The 17,087-nt window shown below is 53.1% G+C and carries 7 protein-coding genes and 6 pseudogenes; 6 read left to right on the plus strand and 7 right to left on the minus strand.

The window, feature by feature from the left end:
- Position 1: 1 nt before the first annotated feature.
- Positions 2-934 carry a glutaminase A gene (glsA, locus tag CRI63_RS04335; protein WP_135518619.1) on the minus strand — a complete coding sequence of 311 codons (933 nt, stop codon included), beginning with the start codon at positions 932-934 and terminating at the stop codon, positions 2-4.
- Between the two features lie 261 nt (positions 935-1,195).
- On the opposite strand from glsA, the pseudogene copA reads away from it, so the two are divergent.
- Positions 1,196-3,701 (plus strand): annotated as a pseudogene (gene copA / locus CRI63_RS04340) (copper-exporting P-type ATPase CopA).
- 315 nt (positions 3,702-4,016) lie between these two features.
- Here copA and CRI63_RS04345 read toward each other — a convergent pair.
- Positions 4,017-4,094, minus strand: a pseudogene (locus CRI63_RS04345) (addiction module antidote protein, HigA family); the annotation flags it as partial.
- Positions 4,095-4,143: 49 nt separating this feature from the next.
- On the opposite strand from CRI63_RS04345, the pseudogene CRI63_RS04350 reads away from it, so the two are divergent.
- Positions 4,144-4,939, plus strand: a pseudogene (locus tag CRI63_RS04350) (TraB/GumN family protein).
- A gap of 201 nt (positions 4,940-5,140) precedes the next feature.
- Positions 5,141-5,621, plus strand: a pseudogene (gene ybaK, locus CRI63_RS04355) (Cys-tRNA(Pro)/Cys-tRNA(Cys) deacylase YbaK).
- 39 nt (positions 5,622-5,660) lie between these two features.
- Here the strand turns inward: ybaK and ushA are convergent.
- Positions 5,661-7,311, minus strand: a pseudogene (ushA, locus tag CRI63_RS04360) (bifunctional UDP-sugar hydrolase/5'-nucleotidase).
- Between the two features lie 217 nt (positions 7,312-7,528).
- Here ushA and fsr point away from each other — a divergent pair.
- Positions 7,529-8,749, plus strand: a complete 1,221-nt coding sequence (gene fsr / locus CRI63_RS04365) for a fosmidomycin MFS transporter (RefSeq protein WP_130223189.1) — start codon at positions 7,529-7,531, stop codon at positions 8,747-8,749.
- A gap of 237 nt (positions 8,750-8,986) precedes the next feature.
- On the plus strand, positions 8,987-10,663 hold the full coding sequence (gene ybaL / locus CRI63_RS04370; protein WP_135518621.1) for a YbaL family putative K(+) efflux transporter: 1,677 nt from the start codon (positions 8,987-8,989) through the stop codon (positions 10,661-10,663).
- A gap of 130 nt (positions 10,664-10,793) precedes the next feature.
- On the opposite strand, the gene gsk is transcribed toward ybaL, so the two are convergent.
- Positions 10,794-12,098 (minus strand): inosine/guanosine kinase, encoded by a 1,305-nt coding sequence (gsk, locus tag CRI63_RS04375; protein WP_135518623.1) that lies wholly within the window; start codon positions 12,096-12,098, stop codon positions 10,794-10,796.
- 151 nt (positions 12,099-12,249) lie between these two features.
- Between gsk and aes the strand changes: the two genes are divergently transcribed.
- The gene (gene aes / locus CRI63_RS04380) at positions 12,250-13,218 is read left to right on the plus strand and encodes an acetyl esterase (RefSeq protein WP_135518625.1); all 969 of its coding nucleotides are present in this window, start codon (positions 12,250-12,252) and stop codon (positions 13,216-13,218) included.
- Here the strand turns inward: aes and hemH are convergent.
- The 3 genes and pseudogenes from hemH to htpG all read right to left on the minus strand — a co-directional run bounded on the left by hemH (position 13,193) and on the right by htpG (position 17,025).
- Positions 13,193-14,157, minus strand: a pseudogene (gene hemH / locus CRI63_RS04385) (ferrochelatase). The gene aes and the pseudogene hemH sit on opposite strands and share 26 nt — an antisense overlap.
- Before the next feature lie 131 nt (positions 14,158-14,288).
- The gene (gene adk / locus CRI63_RS04390) at positions 14,289-14,933 is read right to left on the minus strand and encodes an adenylate kinase (RefSeq protein ID WP_001313630.1); all 645 of its coding nucleotides are present in this window, start codon (positions 14,931-14,933) and stop codon (positions 14,289-14,291) included.
- Between the two features lie 217 nt (positions 14,934-15,150).
- The gene (gene htpG, locus CRI63_RS04395) at positions 15,151-17,025 is read right to left on the minus strand and encodes a molecular chaperone HtpG (protein ID WP_135518627.1); all 1,875 of its coding nucleotides are present in this window, start codon (positions 17,023-17,025) and stop codon (positions 15,151-15,153) included.
- Between the last annotated feature and the right edge of the window lie 62 nt (positions 17,026-17,087).

Genomic DNA, 17,087 nt, shown 5'->3' on the forward strand with positions numbered 1-17,087 from the left:
ATCAGCCCTTAAACACGTTATAGCCGAGTTGGTTAGCAACATTTGCCACCATTTTCTGACCCCGAACACTGTTACCGTCTTCATCCAGCGGCGGGGAGAACGCGGCAATCCCCATCACGCCAGGTACGACCGCCAGAATGCCGCCGCCAACGCCGCTTTTTCCTGGCAAACCCACGCGATACGCCCAGTCACCGGAGCGGCCATACAGTCCTTCCATCATCATTTCTGCCAGAATGTATGGCACGTTGTCGGCCTGCAGAATGCGTTTTTGACTTAGCGGATTAACCCCGCCCGCCGCCAGCGTCGCGCCAAGCGTCGCCAGTTCCACGGTATTGATGAGCGTGGAACATTGGCGAGTGTAGACATCACAAGCTTCCATCGCATCGCAATAGAGATATCCGGCGGAGTACAGCAGCCAGGCAATAGCGCGGTTATGGAAGTTGGTTGTTTGTTCCGACTGGTTGACTTCGTCAGAGAGCGCGACTTGTTCTCCTGCAAGCTGTTGTTGAATATGTAAAATTCGCTGCCAGCGTTGTTCTGCATTCTCGGCTTTAATCAGACTGACGGCGGCGATAGCCCCCGCATTAACCAGCGGTGATAACGGTTTGCCACCATGAAGCTCTAAGGCAATGACCGAGTTAAAGGGAAGTCCGGTGGGATCTGCGCCAATTTTATCCTGTACTGCCTGCGGGCCGACATCTTCTAACGCGAGGGCTAACGTACAGACTTTGGAGATGGATTCCAGCGCAAAGCGGTAATCACTGTCACCGGCACTATAGATATTGCCATCGCAGGTTACGATAGCGACGCTCGCCAGTTGACTGGGGACATTCGCCAGAAAGGGGATGTAGTCGGCGTTTTGTCCGCCGCTAAGTGAGTGAAATTGGGTGTACGCCTGATCCACTGCTTGTTGTAATTTGTTTGCATCTAACATCTTTTGTTAACTCCTTTTTATAGATGCGGGAGGTATTTCCTCACCCCGATGCCAGTTTTCAGGCATCCTGATTTAACTTAGCACCCGTACTTTAGATAAAGGAAAACAAAGAGATAAATGTCTAATTCTGATGCTAATTGCGCCAATTTTTTAATCTCTGCCGACTTTTCATTTCGCTGATAAATAATTTCTTGACCTTCCCCTTGCTGGAAGGTTTACCCTTTATCACAGTCAGTCAACACTGTCTTAAAGGAGTACGTTATGTCACAAACTATCGACCTGACCCTGGACGGCCTGTCCTGCGGTCACTGCGTTAAACGCGTGAAAGAAAGTCTCGAACAGCGCCCGGACGTTGAGCAGGCGGATGTGTCTGTCACTGAAGCACACGTTACCGGCACTGCCAGTGCAGAACAGCTGATCGAAACCATCAAACAAGCGGGTTATGACGCATCTGTAAGCCACCCAAAGGCTAAACCGCTGGCGGAGTCATCAATCCCGTCGGAAGCACTGACAGCGGTTTCTGAGGCGCTTCCGGCAGCGACCGCCGATGACGATGACAGCCAGCAGTTGCTGCTGAGCGGCATGAGCTGCGCCAGCTGTGTCACCCGCGTACAAAATGCGCTGCAAAGCGTACCGGGCGTCACTCAGGCACGGGTAAACCTGGCGGAGCGTACTGCGCTGGTGGATGGGCAGTGCCTCCCCACAAGATTTAGTGCAGGCGGTGGAAAAAGCGGGCTACGGCGCGGAAGCGATTGAAGATGACGCTAAACGCCGCGAGCGCCAGCAGGAAACCGCAGTCGCTACGATGAAGCGCTTCCGCTGGCAGGCAATTGTTGCACTGGCGGTGGGTATCCCGGTAATGGTCTGGGGGATGATCGGCGATAACATGATGGTCACCGCTGACAACCGCAGCCTGTGGTTGGTTATCGGCCTGATAACCCTGGCAGTGATGGTTTTCGCTGGCGGCCATTTTTACCGCAGCGCATGGAAAAGCCTGCTGAACGGTGCAGCGACGATGGATACACTGGTGGCGCTGGGTACTGGCGTGGCGTGGCTCTATTCGATGAGCGTCAACCTGTGGCCGCAGTGGTTCCCGATGGAAGCGCGGCATCTTTACTATGAAGCCAGTGCGATGATTATCGGTCTGATTAATCTCGGTCATATGCTGGAAGCGCGCGCACGTCAGCGTTCTTCAAAGGCGCTGGAGAAATTACTCGATTTAACTCCGCCGACGGCGCGCCTGGTTACTGACGAAGGTGAAAAAAGCGTGCCGCTGGCGGAAGTTCAGCCAGGCATGCTACTGCGCCTGACGACGGGCGACCGCGTGCCAGTAGATGGCGAGATTACCCAGGGCGAAGCATGGCTGGATGAAGCGATGCTGACGGGCGAACCTATCCCGCAGCAAAAAGGCGAAGGCGATAGCGTCCATGCCGGGACAGTAGTTCAGGACGGCAGCGTGCTGTTTCGCGCCAGTGCGGTTGGCAGCCATACTACGCTGTCACGAATCATTCGCATGGTGCGCCAGGCCCAGAGCAGCAAGCCAGAAATCGGTCAGCTGACGGATAAAATCTCAGCCGTATTTGTGCCGGTAGTAGTGGTGATTGCGCTTGTCAGTGCGGCAATCTGGTATTTCTTTGGTCCGGCACCGCAGATTGTCTATACCCTGGTGATTGCCACCACGGTGCTGATTATTGCCTGTCCGTGTGCGCTGGGGCTGGCGACGCCGATGTCGATTATTTCCGGCGTCGGGCGGGCGGCTGAGTTTGGCGTGCTGGTGCGGGACGCCGACGCGCTGCAACGCGCCAGTACACTCGATACCGTCGTGTTCGATAAAACCGGGACGCTGACCGAAGGGAAGCCGCAGGTTGTCGCAGTGAAAACATTTGCTGATTTTGACGAAGCGCAGGCGCTGCGTCTGGCGGCGGCACTGGAACAAGGTTCCAGCCATCCGCTGGCGCGGGCGATCCTCGATAAAGCAAGCGATATGCAGCTGCCGCAGGTCAACGGTTTCCGCACATTGCGCGGGCTGGGCGTGAGCGGTGAAGCTGAAGGTCATGCGTTATTGCTGGGCAATCAGGCGCTGTTAAATGACCAGCAAGTTGATACTAAAGCGATTGAAGCAGATATTTCAGCTCAGGCATCGCAAGGGGCAACGCCTGTGCTGCTGGCGGTTGACGGGAAAGCGGTAGCCCTGCTGGCTGTACGCGATCCGTTGCGTAGTGATAGCGTGGCGGCGCTGCAACGTCTGCATAAAGCGGGATATCGTCTGGTGATGTTGACCGGGGATAACCCAACCACCGCCAATGCGATCGCCAAAGAAGCAGGGATTGATGAGGTGATCGCCGGGGTGCTGCCGGACGGTAAAGCCGAAGCGATTAAACGCCTGCAAAGTGAAGGACGTCAGGTGGCAATGGTGGGCGACGGCATTAACGACGCGCCAGCGCTGGCCCAGGCGGACGTCGGCATTGCGATGGGGGGCGGCAGTGATGTTGCCATTGAAACCGCGGCGATTACCCTGATGCGCCATAGCCTGATGGGCGTTGCGGATGCGCTCGCTATTTCCCGCGCAACGCTGCGCAACATGAAGCAGAACCTGCTCGGCGCGTTTATCTACAACAGCATCGGTATTCCGGTCGCCGCCGGTATTTTGTGGCCGTTCACTGGAACGTTGCTTAACCCGGTAGTTGCCGGAGCGGCAATGGCGCTCTCGTCGATTACCGTAGTGAGTAACGCCAACCGGTTGCTGCGGTTTAAACCGAAGGAATAAGTACGTCATTGCGGATGCGCTGCTTTAGGGCGGCGCATTTGGCATCGACGCATGACTGCCGGATGCGGCGTGAACGCCTTATCCGGCCTACGGTTCAGGCACAGGTTTGTAGGCCTGATAAGACGCGTAAGCGTCGCATCAGGCAATAGTGCTCGGATGCCGGATGCAGCGTAAACGCCTTCTCCGGCCTACGGTTCAGGCACAGGTTTGTAGGCCTGATAAGACGCGTAAGCGTCGCATCAGGCAATGGTGCTCGGATGCCGGATGCGGCGTAAACGCCTTATCCGACCTACGAGATGAAGCGATGTTTTAGCCTTACGCGATCTTTTTTGCACGCTCTTCACGGCGTGCCAAATATTCGGTCGCAGTTTCAATCCGTCTCAACTCCATTTGCGCCATCCCTCCCCGCGCGCTAGCATGATATTTCACAAAGGGAGGTCGTATGGATCTGTTGTACCGGGTAAAAACGCTTTGGGCCGCGCTGCGCGGTAATCATTACACCTGGCCTGCCATCGATATCTCTCTTCCCGGCAATCGCCATTTTCATCTGATTGGCAGTATTCATATGGGGAGTCACGATATGGCTCCCCTGCCCACCCGTTTGCTCAAAAAGCTCAAAAAACGCCGATGCGCTGATCGTCGAGGCGGATGTTTCCACCAGCGATACGCCTTTTGCCAATTTGCCAGCCTGCGAGGCGCTGGAAGAGCGCATTAGCGAAGAACAATTGCAAAATCTGCAGCACATTAGCCAGGAGATGGGCATTTCTCCCTCACTCTTTTCTACTCAACCGCTGTGGCAAATCGCGATGGTTCTTCAGGCGACGCAGGCGCAAAAACTGGGGCTGCGGGCAGAATACGGTATCGATTACCAGTTATTGCAGGCGGCGAAGCAACAACATAAACCTGTAATTGAACTGGAAGGGGCAGAAAAGCAAATTGCCATGTTGCTCCAGCTTCCCGACAAAGGACAGGCGCTGCTGGACGATACGCTGACTCACTGGCATACCAATGCACGGTTGCTGCAACAAATGATGAGCTGGTGGCTGAATGCGCCGCCGCAAAATAATGAAATAACGCTGCCCAATACGTTCAGTCAGTCGCTGTACGATGTGCTGATGCACCAGCGAAATCTCGCCTGGCGGGATAAACTGCATGCTATGCCGCCAGGGCGCTATGTGGTCGCTGTCGGTGCTTTACATCTGTATGGAGAAGGGAATTTGCCGCAAATGTTGCGCTAAAAAATGGCCAATATCGCTATTGGCCCGTCAAAGAGGAATTTCATATTTTTATTATTATGCCGTCGCTTTAAACGACGGTGTAAGTCGATTGTCGCTCAATCTCACCATCCTGCCAATACTCTTAGGCAAGATGACACTTTTTTTTGGGCCGCCATCAGGCGTATGCTTTCTTCGTTTTTTGTTTGAGGCAGGAAAATTACGATGACACCCGCAGTTAAATTACTCGAAAAAAACAAAATTTCTTTTCAGGTTCATACCTACGAACACGATCCGGCTGAAACCAATTTTGGCGATGAAGTCGTCAAAAAATTAGGTTTGAATCCGGATCAGGTCTACAAAACGCTGCTGGTGGCAGTGAACGGTGATATGAAACACCTTGCCGTGGCCGTTACGCCGGTCGCAGGTCAACTGGACCTTAAAAAAGTAGCAAAAGCGCTGGGTGCCAAGAAAGTTGAGATGGCCGATCCGATGGTCGCGCAGCGTTCGACGGGATACCTGGTTGGGGGGATTAGCCCACTGGGGCAGAAAAAAACGTCTGCCAACGATTATCGACGCCCCCGCACAAGAATTTGCCACTATTTATGTTTCCGGCGGCAAGCGCGGACTGGATATCGAACTGGCGGCAGGCGATCTGGCGAAGATCCTCGATGCCAAATTTGCTGATATCGCCCGCCGCGATTAAGCATTGTGCCGGATGCGAACATCCGGCACTTTCGGATTACTACCAGCTCACCTCACCTTTCGGTTCATAAACACTCACATCCAGCGGCGAGCTTTTCTGGATATACGCTTTCAGCACTTCGGCATCAATAAAGCCGGTATTCACATAGCCCGGTTTGTTATCAAGGCGCGGATAGCCATCACCGCCGGTGGCATTGAAGTTTAATGTCGCCATACGGTAAGTTTTCGCTGGATCGACCGGTTCGCCTTTGATTTTAAGGTCGTTCAGTTTGCCGTCTTTCGCCACAAAGCTAACGTTGGCAAATTGCGGGTAGGCACCTGAATCAGGCTTCATCTGCGCGACGGCGGTCAGGTAATCAATCACCTCTTTACCGGTCATGTCGGCATACACCACCACATTGCCGAATGGCTGCACTTTCAGCACGTTTTTATAGCTGATATCGCCTGCTTCGATAGAATCACGAATTCCGCCTCCGCTCATCACCGCAAAGTCGGCACCAGTGCGATCCATTTGTGCTGCCAGAATTAACCGCCCCATATTGGTCTGTACAAAACGCACTTTGTCACGATCGCCTTCCAGACGACCATTGGTTTCGCCTATTTTCACTTCCAGCTGCGCTTTGCCTTTGTTCTGGAACGGCGATAACAGCGAGATCATTTGCTGGTTTTCAGCGATTTCAGGGGTGTACAGCACGCGCTCGCTTTTCCCGTCTTCCCAGGTCACTTTCTTCTTCAGGTTCACCGGAATCAGCTGGTAGTTAACCATTTTCATTTCGCCATTACGAAACTCAAAATCAGCCCGTCCCACGTATTTGCCCCACTCATGTGCCTGCACAATCCAGATGCCGTTTTGTTGATCCGGTTTGCATGGCGTACCCGGCACGTAATCGACCTGTTTTTTGTTTTCTGCCGCCATGCAGACCGGATCTTGCGAGTGACCACCGACGATCATCGCCAGCGATCCGGCAGGCAGCGCGCGCGCCATCTCCACATCGCCCGGTGCGTTAGAGCCGTGCTCACCATTGTCGTAATGCCCCATATGGGTCGCCGCGATAATAATGTCTGGCTTTTCTGTCTGTTGCAGCTCCTGAATCACCAGCTTCGCTTCATCGGCGGGCTTACGGAACTCAATATCGGTGAAGTTTTCTGGGTTGCCTAACTTCGCTGTGTCATCCGTCGTCAGACCAATAACGGCAATTTTCAGATCCTGACGCTTAAACAGCGCCCATGGTTTAAACAGGCGCTCGCCGGTACTTTTCTGGTAGATATTGGCAGAAAGTAACGGGAACTTTGCCCACTTTTCCTGCTGGCGTAATACGGTGAGCGGGTTATCAAATTCATGATTACCGATCGCCATCGCGTCATAGCCCACCAGATTCATACCGCGAAAATCAGGTTCGGCATCCTGTAAGTCAGACTCGGGCACGCCAGTGTTAATGTCGCCACCGGAAAGTAGCAGCACGCTCCCGCCTTCAGCGGCGACCTCTTTGCGGATACCATCCACCAGCGTTTTTTTGCGCCGCCAGACCATATTCGCCATATTCATTGCGCCAGAAATGACCGTGATGGTCGTTGGTATGCAGAACCGTAATTTTATAGGTTTTATCCTGCTCATAGGCCAACGCAGTTGCACTCGCCAGTGACAATGTGGTTAACAGTGCTAATGCCACACCCCGCTGCAATAATTTCATACTTCTCTCCCTGACCAGATAATAACGTGTTGAAAATTAGTATGACGCGACATCATAGACAAGTCTGCGTTCGGTTACGATAAATCTACATCCAGATTGGAAATTCTGTTTTCCACATTGAGACTTCCTTCAAAAGGCACGTGCAGGTATGTTAGTCAGGTAATAATCACAATTAAGATAACTTTTTACATCGCAACTCTAAAAAAGTGACTTTCCTATGGCAATGAGTGAACAATCCCAGCCTGTGGCGGGCGCGACTGCGTCGGCCACCAAGGCCCGAACTTCGTTTGGTATTTTAGGCGCTATCAGCCTCTCACATCTGCTGAACGACATGATCCAATCGCTGATTCTGGCGATTTATCCGCTATTACAGTCAGAGTTTTCCCTGACGTTTATGCAGATTGGGCTGATAACCCTCACCTTCCAGCTCGCCTCTTCGCTGCTGCAACCGGTCGTCGGCTACTGGACAGATAAATACCCAATGCCGTGGTCGTTGCCAATTGGCATGTGCTTTACCTTAAGCGGCCTGGTATTGCTGGCACTGGCGGGCAGTTTTGGCTCGGTGTTGCTGGCGGCGGCGCTGGTCGGTACCGGTTCGTCGGTCTTTCATCCAGAATCTTCCCGCGTGGCACGTATGGCGTCTGGCGGACGTCATGGTCTGGCGCAATCCATCTTCCAGGTCGGCGGTAACTTTGGCAGTTCGTTGGGGCCTTTGCTGGCGGCGGTGCTCATCGCCCCCTATGGCAAAGGCAACGTTGCATGGTTTGTACTGGCGGCACTGCTGGCAATCGTGGTGTTGGCGCAAATCAGCCGCTGGTACTCTGCGCAGCACCGAATGAGTAAAGGCAAGCCGAAAGCGCCAATAATCAATCCGCTGCCACGAAATAAGGTCGTTCTGGCTGTTTGCGTACTGTTAGTGCTGATTTTCTCGAAATATTTCTATATGGCGAGCATCAGCAGCTATTACACCTTTTATCTGATGGAAAAATTCGGATTATCCATCCAGAATGCCCAACTTCATCTGTTTGCCTTCTTATTTGCCGTTGCGGCGGGGACGGTGATTGGCGGGCCTGTTGGCGATAAGATTGGGCGAAAATATGTAATTTGGGGCTCTATCCTCGGCGTTGCGCCTTTTACGCTTATTTTACCGTACGCAAGCCTGCACTGGACGGGGGTTTTGACGGTGATTATTGGATTTATCCTCGCCTCGGCGTTTTCTGCCATTCTGGTTTATGCTCAGGAGCTACTTCCGGGGCGTATCGGCATGGTTTCCGGGCTCTTTTTCGGTTTTGCTTTTGGCATGGGGGGCCTTGGAGCCGCAGTTCTGGGGCTTATCGCCGACCATACCAGTATCGAGTTAGTTTATAAAATATGTGCTTTCCTGCCGCTTCTTGGAATGTTGACCATATTCTTACCTGATAATCGGCATAAATCCTGAATTCCCGGCAGCAAAGGTAAACTTTGGCTGCTTCATTTTGCAGTAACCATAAGCCTTTCCTCTTCATACACCTCATCACTTTTCCGATCCGTGCCTTTTTTGCGGCTAATTCCATTTTTCTGCAAAATTCAACAATTATTCATAAACATCATCTATGAAATTGTCATAAACTATTACCTGTAATTTTGGTTTTCCCGGCCAAAATATGGACAACCACCACCAGGAAAAGGAGACGGAATGCATCACGCCACCCCGCTTATCACCACAATTGTTGGCGGCCTTGTGCTTGCCTTTATCCTCGGCATGCTGGCCAATAAACTGCGTATTTCTCCTCTGGTGGGATATCTGTTAGCGGGTGTGCTGGCAGGCCCCTTTACCCCAGGTTTTGTTGCCGATACAAAACTTGCGCCTGAACTGGCGGAACTGGGCGTTATTTTGCTGATGTTCGGCGTCGGCCTGCATTTTTCGCTCAAGGATTTGATGGCGGTAAAGTCCATCGCCATTCCCGGCGCGATCGCCCAGATAGCCGTGGCGACACTGCTGGGTATGGCGCTCTCCGCCTTGCTGGGCTGGTCGTTGATGACCGGTATCGTGTTCGGTTTGTGTCTTTCCACCGCCAGTACCGTGGTGTTACTGCGTGCACTTGAAGAACGGCAATTAATAGACAGCCAGCGAGGGCAAATCGCCATCGGCTGGCTGATTGTGGAAGATTTGGTGATGGTCCTGACGCTGGTGTTGCTGCCAGCGGTAGCTGGAATGCTGGAACAGGGCGATGTGGGCTTTGCGACGCTGGCGCTGGATATGAGTATCACCATCGGCAAAGTGGTCGCGTTTATCGCCATTATGATGTTGGTAGGTCGCCGTCTGGTGCCGTGGATTATGGCACGCAGCGCAGCAACGGGTTCGCGCGAGTTGTTTACCCTGTCGGTGCTGGCGCTGGCGTTAGGGATTGCTTTTGGCGCGGTGGAGCTGTTTGACGTCTCCTTTGCGCTCGGCGCGTTCTTCGCCGGGATGGTGCTGAATGAGTCCGAACTTAGCCACCGTGCCGCTCACGATACGTTGCCATTGCGCGATGCGTTTGCAGTGTTGTTCTTCGTCTCTGTCGGGATGTTGTTTGATCCGTTAATCCTGATTCAGCAGCCGTTGGCGGTGCTGGCTACGCTGGCGATTATTCTGTTTGGTAAATCGGTTGCGGCGCTCTTCCTCGTCCGGTTGTTTGGCCACTCCCAGCGTACGGCGTTGACCATCGCCGCCAGCCTGGCGCAGATTGGTGAGTTCGCCTTTATACTGGCAGGTCTGGGGATGGCATTGAATCTGCTGCCGCAGGCGGGGCAAAACCTGGTGCTGGCGGGGGCGATTTTGTCGATTATGCTCAACCCGGTGCTGTTCGCGCTGCTGGAGAAATACCTGGCGAAAACCGAAACGCTGGAAGAGCAGACGCTGGAGGAAGCTATCGAAGAAGAGAAGCAGATTCCGGTGGATATCTGCAACCATGCGCTGCTGGTAGGTTATGGTCGTGTGGGCAGCCTGCTGGGGGAGAAATTGCTCGCGTCTGATATTCCTTTAGTGGTGATTGAGACGTCACGTACTCGCGTCGACGAACTGCGTGAGCGCGGAGTCCGGGCGGTATTAGGCAACGCGGCTAACGAAGAGATCATGCAACTGGCGCATCTGGAATGCGCAAAATGGCTGATCCTGACGATTCCCAACGGTTACGAAGCAGGCGAGATTGTGGCATCTGCTCGCGCGAAAAACCCGGATATTGAGATTATCGCCCGCGCCCATTATGACGACGAGGTGGCCTATATCACCGAACGTGGCGCGAATCAGGTGGTGATGGGCGAGCGTGAAATTGCCCGTACCATGCTGGAACTGCTGGAAACGCCACCGGCAGGTGAAGTGGTGACGGGGTAAACGGTGATTACCGGATAATAGGCGCGGATATGTAGGCCTGATAAGACGCAGCCAGCGTCGCATCAGGCATCGAGAGCCAAATGCCAGATGCGGCGTGAACGCCTTATCTGGCCTACGAACCGACGATAACTTAACGATCCCAGTAAGATTCTTCCAGGCTGTCTTCACGCTCCGGCAGCCCGCGCGTTAAGCGTGGAGAATGCTGGTTCAGTACCTGATAGCTCACACGGTTGGCGTATTTACACACCTGCGCTAATGACGAATACGTCAACCAGGTGAATTTATGCTTGCTGGAATTTGGTACGCTGCTACGGTGATAACTGTTAGCGGTAATGTCATGCAACAGCGCCGCCAGCGCCCCATCTCCGGCACCGTTAGTGTTCATGATTTTTTCTGGTCCGCCCATATACGGCGCAATGTGCGAATAGACGCGCAGCGGATTCTGGCAATCCTTGTGGCGCATGGCGCGGCTAAACTCATACTGGTTAAATTCCGCGATAGCGCCCGGCAGCAGCGGATGCTGGGTTTTGCGTTTCGCTTCGTCTTCAGTAAAGCCCGCCATATACAAACCGATTGGCCCGGCGGTGCACAGCACCAGATCCACCCAGTCCAGCGCCTTGTCAGACGCCAGCAGCGGATCGCTCTCTCCGGTCAACGCTTCGGCTTCTTCTTCGTTCATCGCAAGGATGGAAACGTGTTCTTTGAGGAATTGCTGCCACCACTGCGGATTCTCGGCGATGACAAATTTAGTCCCCAGCGTCAGCACCACCGGTACGTTATATTTCTTCGCGTACTCAATGGCTTTCATGGTTGCTTCCGGCATCGGTTCGCCCGGCTTGCAGCGCACCAGATATGAGGTGAGTACCAGCGCCGACGCTCCGGCAATCACATCTTCCGGAATGCTTTCTGCCCGTAGCTGGTTCATATGGCCAGGGCTAATGGCAAAAGTGCGTTCGCCAGACTCGCCAATCAGCGTAAAACAGCGTCCAATCGGGCCGTCTACGCCTTGCAGATAGTTAAGATCGGTACGGCTGGAGGTATTACACAAATAACGATAGGCGTAGCTGCCAATTTCAATATTGCTGCACATCACGCCCAGTAGTATCGAGCGGTCATCCGCCAGTACCGAGTAGTTATGCATGGTGTTACCAATAGTGCCACCCGCAAACTGATGGGTAATCAGGTTTTTCTCTTTAAGTTCCTGATAGAGTGCTTCGGCAACATCATCTTCAATCACCAGTGAATGCCCGGCACTTAATCCATAACGTTCAATGAACTCATCATCCACTTTCGCTTCTATATCGACCAGAGTCTGGTCGATACCCACTACCCAGGCGGCGCTGGTTTCGTTTTCTGGCTGGAACTGCTGAAGCAGCGGATCGCGTGCGTTTACGGGGAAGTAATGTTTGGATTTACGTTTACCGGGAAATTTCATGGTTGTTTTTACGGGTGGTTAACTGAGCGGCGAATGTTAACACAATCTCACGGGAACGCGCGAGATGCAGCCAGTTTCAATATCAGCAGACGAGATCGCATTATCATGGCAGAGCTTCCTTACAATGGCGCAATTTGAAAGGAGTTTTTCTATGAAGATGGAAAACAAACTACCCGCACTGGAACTGATTTCTGCCGAAATGAGGGCCGTTGTTAATACACTTCAGCCTGATTTACCGCCCTGGCCCGCAGAAGGAACTCTTGCCGAGCAGCGTCAGCATTACACGCTCGAGCGGCGATTCTGGAATGCTGGCGCTCCAGAAATGGAAACCAGGGATTACGCAGTTCCGACAAAATATGGACAGGTGGAGGCCCGCTTATTTTGTCCAAATTCAGATAGCCCAGCGACGCTATTTTATCTTCACGGCGGTGGTTTTATTCTCGGCAACCTAGATACCCACGATCGCATCATGCGACTTCTGGCAATCTACACTCAGTGTACGGTGATTGGCATTGATTACACCCTTTCGCCAGAAGCGCGTTTTCCGCAGGCGATAGAGGAAATCGTGGCCGCCTGTTGTCACTTCCACCAGCAGGCGGGCGATTATCAAATCAATATGTCACGTATTGGCTTTGCCGGTGATTCCGCTGGCGCAATGCTGGCGCTAGCCAGCGCCTTGTGGCTGCGGGATAAACAGATCGATTGCGGTAAGGTTGTGGGCGTTTTGCTGTGGTATGGACTTTATGGGTTACGGGATTCCGTGACTCGTCGCCTGCTGGGCGGTGGCTGGGATGGCTTAACGCAACAGGATTTACAGATGTATGAAGAGGCATATTTAGGCAGCGAAGCGGATCGCGAGTCGCCGTATTACTGCCTGTTTAATAATGATCTCACTCGAAATGTGCCGCCCTGTTATATCGCCGGAGCGGAGTTCGATCCGCTGCTGGATGACAGTCGCCTGCTTTACCAGACGTTAGCGGCACACCAGCAACCTTGTGAGTTCAAACTCTACTCCGGTACGCTGCACGCCTTTTTGCATTATTCACGGATGATGAAAACCGCCGACGAGGCTCTTCGCGACGGTGCTCGATTCTTTAGCGATAGGCTGCAACAAGATTAGCCATCATTTCGATATGTTCCGGTGTAGCATTAAGCGCCGGAATATATTCGTATTTTTTCCCGCCAGCGCCGAGGAAGACTTCACGGTTTTGCTCGGCAATCTCTTCCAGCGTCTCCAGACAATCCGCAGCAAAGCCCGGGCACATCACCTGAATATGACCGACGCCTTTTTCTCCAAGCATTTTCAGCGTTTCGTCGGTATAAGGCATCAGCCAGGGTTCCCGGCCAAAGCGCGACTGAAAGGTCATCATCACTTTTTCTGGTGCCATTCCCAGTGCGGAAGCCAGTTCACGCGTCGTTGTGCGGCAACGCTGCGGGTAATCATCACCTTCATCCGCGTAACGCTGAGGAATGCCATGATAAGAGAGCAGCAGCAGATCCGGCTCGTCCAATGTTTTTCGAAAGAGGCCCGCACGCTATTTGCCAGCGCATTAATGTAATCGTGGTTATCGGCGTAATCACGAATAAACGAAATCCCCGGAATGCTACGCTTGCGCGCGAGAATGCGTGCAAGTTCATCCCACACAGCGCCGACCGTTGAACAGGAGTATTGCGGATAGAGCGGCAGCACCACAATATGATCAACATGTTCTGCCAGTAGTTCATCTACGGCGCTTTCCAGTGATGGCGAGCCGTAGCTCATGCCCAGCGCCACTGGCATATCCGGTAAACGTTGTGCCAGCGCCTGCTGTTGCTGGCGGCTGTAAACCATCAGTGGCGAGCCGTCTTCCATCCAGACCGAGGCGTACAGCTTCGCCACGCGCGGCGAGCGCAGCGGCAAAATCACACCACGCAGCAACGGCCACCACAACAGCCGTGAGGTATCGACCACGCGTCTATCGCTTAAAAATTGTTTCAGATAGCGTTTTACCGCTTCAGGAGTGGGGGCATCGGGCGTCCCCAGGTTTGCCAGCAGGATACCGGTTTTAGTCTGACGCATTACCGCCTCTTATCGATTCAACTTGTTGATAATTGTAGCGGAAAAGTGAGGAAGAAGAACTAATTGCTGTGAGAGGTCTGGCCTGAGGAGGATACGCAGACCTGCCCGAGAGCAGATCTGCTGCGGCTTGGTTAGCCGAGGATTTTTTCCAGAGCCGCGCGAACTTCAGCAACCGGTTTGGTGCCGTCAACTTTCGCGTATTTGGTGTTACCCGCTTCTGCTTCTTTGGAGTAGTAGCCAATCAGCGGTGCAGTCATCTGATGGTATTCAACCAGACGTTTACGTACGGTTTCTTCCTGATCGTCTTTACGGGTAGTCAGCTCTTCACCGGTCACGTCGTCTTTGCCTTCTACTTTCGGCGGATTGAATTTAACGTGATATACACGACCAGACGGCGCGTGAACGCGGCGACCGACGATACGATCAACAATCAGCTCGTCCGGTACGTCGAATTCCAGAACGTAATCAACATTGATGCCCGCTTCTTTCATCGCGTCTGCCTGCGGAATGGTGCGCGGGAAGCCGTCCAACAGGAAACCATTACGGCAATCTTCCTGAGCAATGCGCTCTTTAACCAGCGCGATCACCAGTTCATCGGTGACCAGTTTGCCAGCGTCCATAATGTCTTTAGCTTGTTTACCCAGCTCGGAGCCAGATTTGACTGCGGCACGCAGCATATCGCCAGTGGAGATTTGCGGAATACCATATTTCTCCATGATGAACTGAGCCTGAGTCCCTTTCCCCGCGCCCGGAGCGCCAAGCAGAATGATACGCATTGCGAAAATCCCCTTAAAATGTGTCGAATTTTTTGAAAAAGCGATAAACGATACCACCAACAGGCGATTGCCTCAAGAAAGCGCCCGGGGCTGAAACGGTTAATGGTGAGATAATTTGCGGAAATTGCAGAGGATGAAAAGAAAAATGCCGGATGACACGAAGGTCATCCGGCACCACATTCAGCTGTATGCCGGATAAAATTCATCCGGCATTACATCAGGAAACCAGTAACTGGTTCATACGACGAATAAACAGGTTCGGATCTTCCAGCGTACCGCGTTCTGCCAGCAGCGCCTGATCCAGCAGCAGTTCTACCCACTCGCTGAACTTGGCTTCATCTTCAGTATCTGCCGCACGTTTCACCAGTACGTGATCCGGGTTCAGTTCGAAGATGTATTTCACTTCTGGCACTTTCTGGCCCGCTGCGGCGAACAGTTTCGCCATCTGGGTGCTCATTTCGTCCGCGTCGGTAGAAACAATCGCTGGCGTATCGGTCAGACGGTGGGTCAGACGGACATCTTTCACGCGCTCGCCGAGCAGGGCTTTCACACGGTCGATGAACGGAGTCAGTGCTTTCTCCGCTTCTTTCGCGCTCTCATCAACTTCGTCAGCCAGTTTTTCCAGCGACTCGTCAACTTTAGACACAGACTGGAACGGTTTACCGTCGAACTCAGTCAGATAGTTCATCATCCACTCATCGATGCGGTCAGAAAGCAGCAGAACTTCGATGCCTTTCTTACGCAGCAGTTCCAGGTGCGGACTGCTCTTCGCTGCCGCATAGCTGTCTGCGGTGATGTAGTAGATTTTCTCCTGCCCTTCTTTCATGCGGGCAACGTAGTCTTCCAGAGACACGGTCTGCGCAGAAGAGTCGGTATGGGTAGACGCAAAACGCAGCAGTTTGGCGATCGCTTCCTGGTTAGCGAAATCTTCCGCCGGACCTTCTTTCAGTACCAGGCCAAACTGTTGCCAGAAGGTCTGGTATTTTTCCGCGTCGTCTTTCGCCAGTTTTTCCAGCATTTGCAGCACACGCTTGGTCAGCGCATTGCGCAGGTTACGCGTTACTGTGCTGTCCTGGAGGATTTCACGGGAAACGTTCAGCGGCAGATCGCTGGAGTCAATCAGACCACGCACGAAGCGCAGATAGTTCGGCATGAACTGTTCTGCGTCGTCCATGATGAACACGCGCTGGACGTACAGTTTCAGGCCGTGCTTATGATCGCGGTTCCACATATCCCACGGTGCCTGCGACGGGATGTACAGCAGGCTGGTGTACTCCTGCTTACCTTCAACGCGGTTGTGGCTCCAGGTCAGCGGATCGTTAAAGTCATGGGCGATATGTTTGTAGAACTCTTTGTACTCTTCATCGGTGATTTCCGACTTGTTACGGGTCCACAGCGCCTGCGCTTTGTTGATTTTCTCCCAGGAGATAACGGTTTCGCCGTCTTTCTCTTCGCGTTTTTCGATCTCTACCGGCAGCGCGATATGGTCGGAGTATTTGCTAATGATGGAACGCACGCGCCAGTCATCGAGGAACTCGTCTTCGCCTTCACGCAGATGCAGGGTGATTTCAGTACCACGATCTTCTTTGGTGATGTCGGCAACGGTGTATTCACCTTCACCAGCCGATTCCCAGAACACGCCGTTTTCTGGTTTTTCGCCCGCCGCACGAGTACGCACGGTCACTTTGTCGGCCACGATAAACGCGGAGTAGAAACCAACACCGAACTGACCGATCAGCTGGCTGTCTTTCGCCTGGTCAGAACCCAGGGATTCGAGGAATGATTTGGTGCCGGATTTAGCGATAGTCCCCAGATGGTCAATCACTTCGTCGCGGGTCATCCCCACGCCGTTATCGGAAATGGTCAGCGTGCGCTTGTCTTTATCGAAAGAAACACGAACGCGCAGTTCGCCGTCACCTTCGTACAGATCCGGGTTAGAGAGCGCGCGGAAACGCAGCTTGTCCGCCGCATCGGAGGCGTTAGAGATAAGCTCACGCAGGAAGATTTCTTTATTGGAATAGAGAGAATGGATCATCAGGTGCAGAAGCTGCTTCACTTCTGACTGAAAACCACGAGTTTCTTGTCCTTTCATGTAGGTCTACCTCAATAATGCCATTTTAAGGTTAAAAACAGGATGAGGGGTAAATGGGGACA

It is taken from the genome of Escherichia sp. E2661, from assembly GCF_004745185.1.
Lineage (GTDB): Bacteria > Pseudomonadota > Gammaproteobacteria > Enterobacterales > Enterobacteriaceae > Escherichia.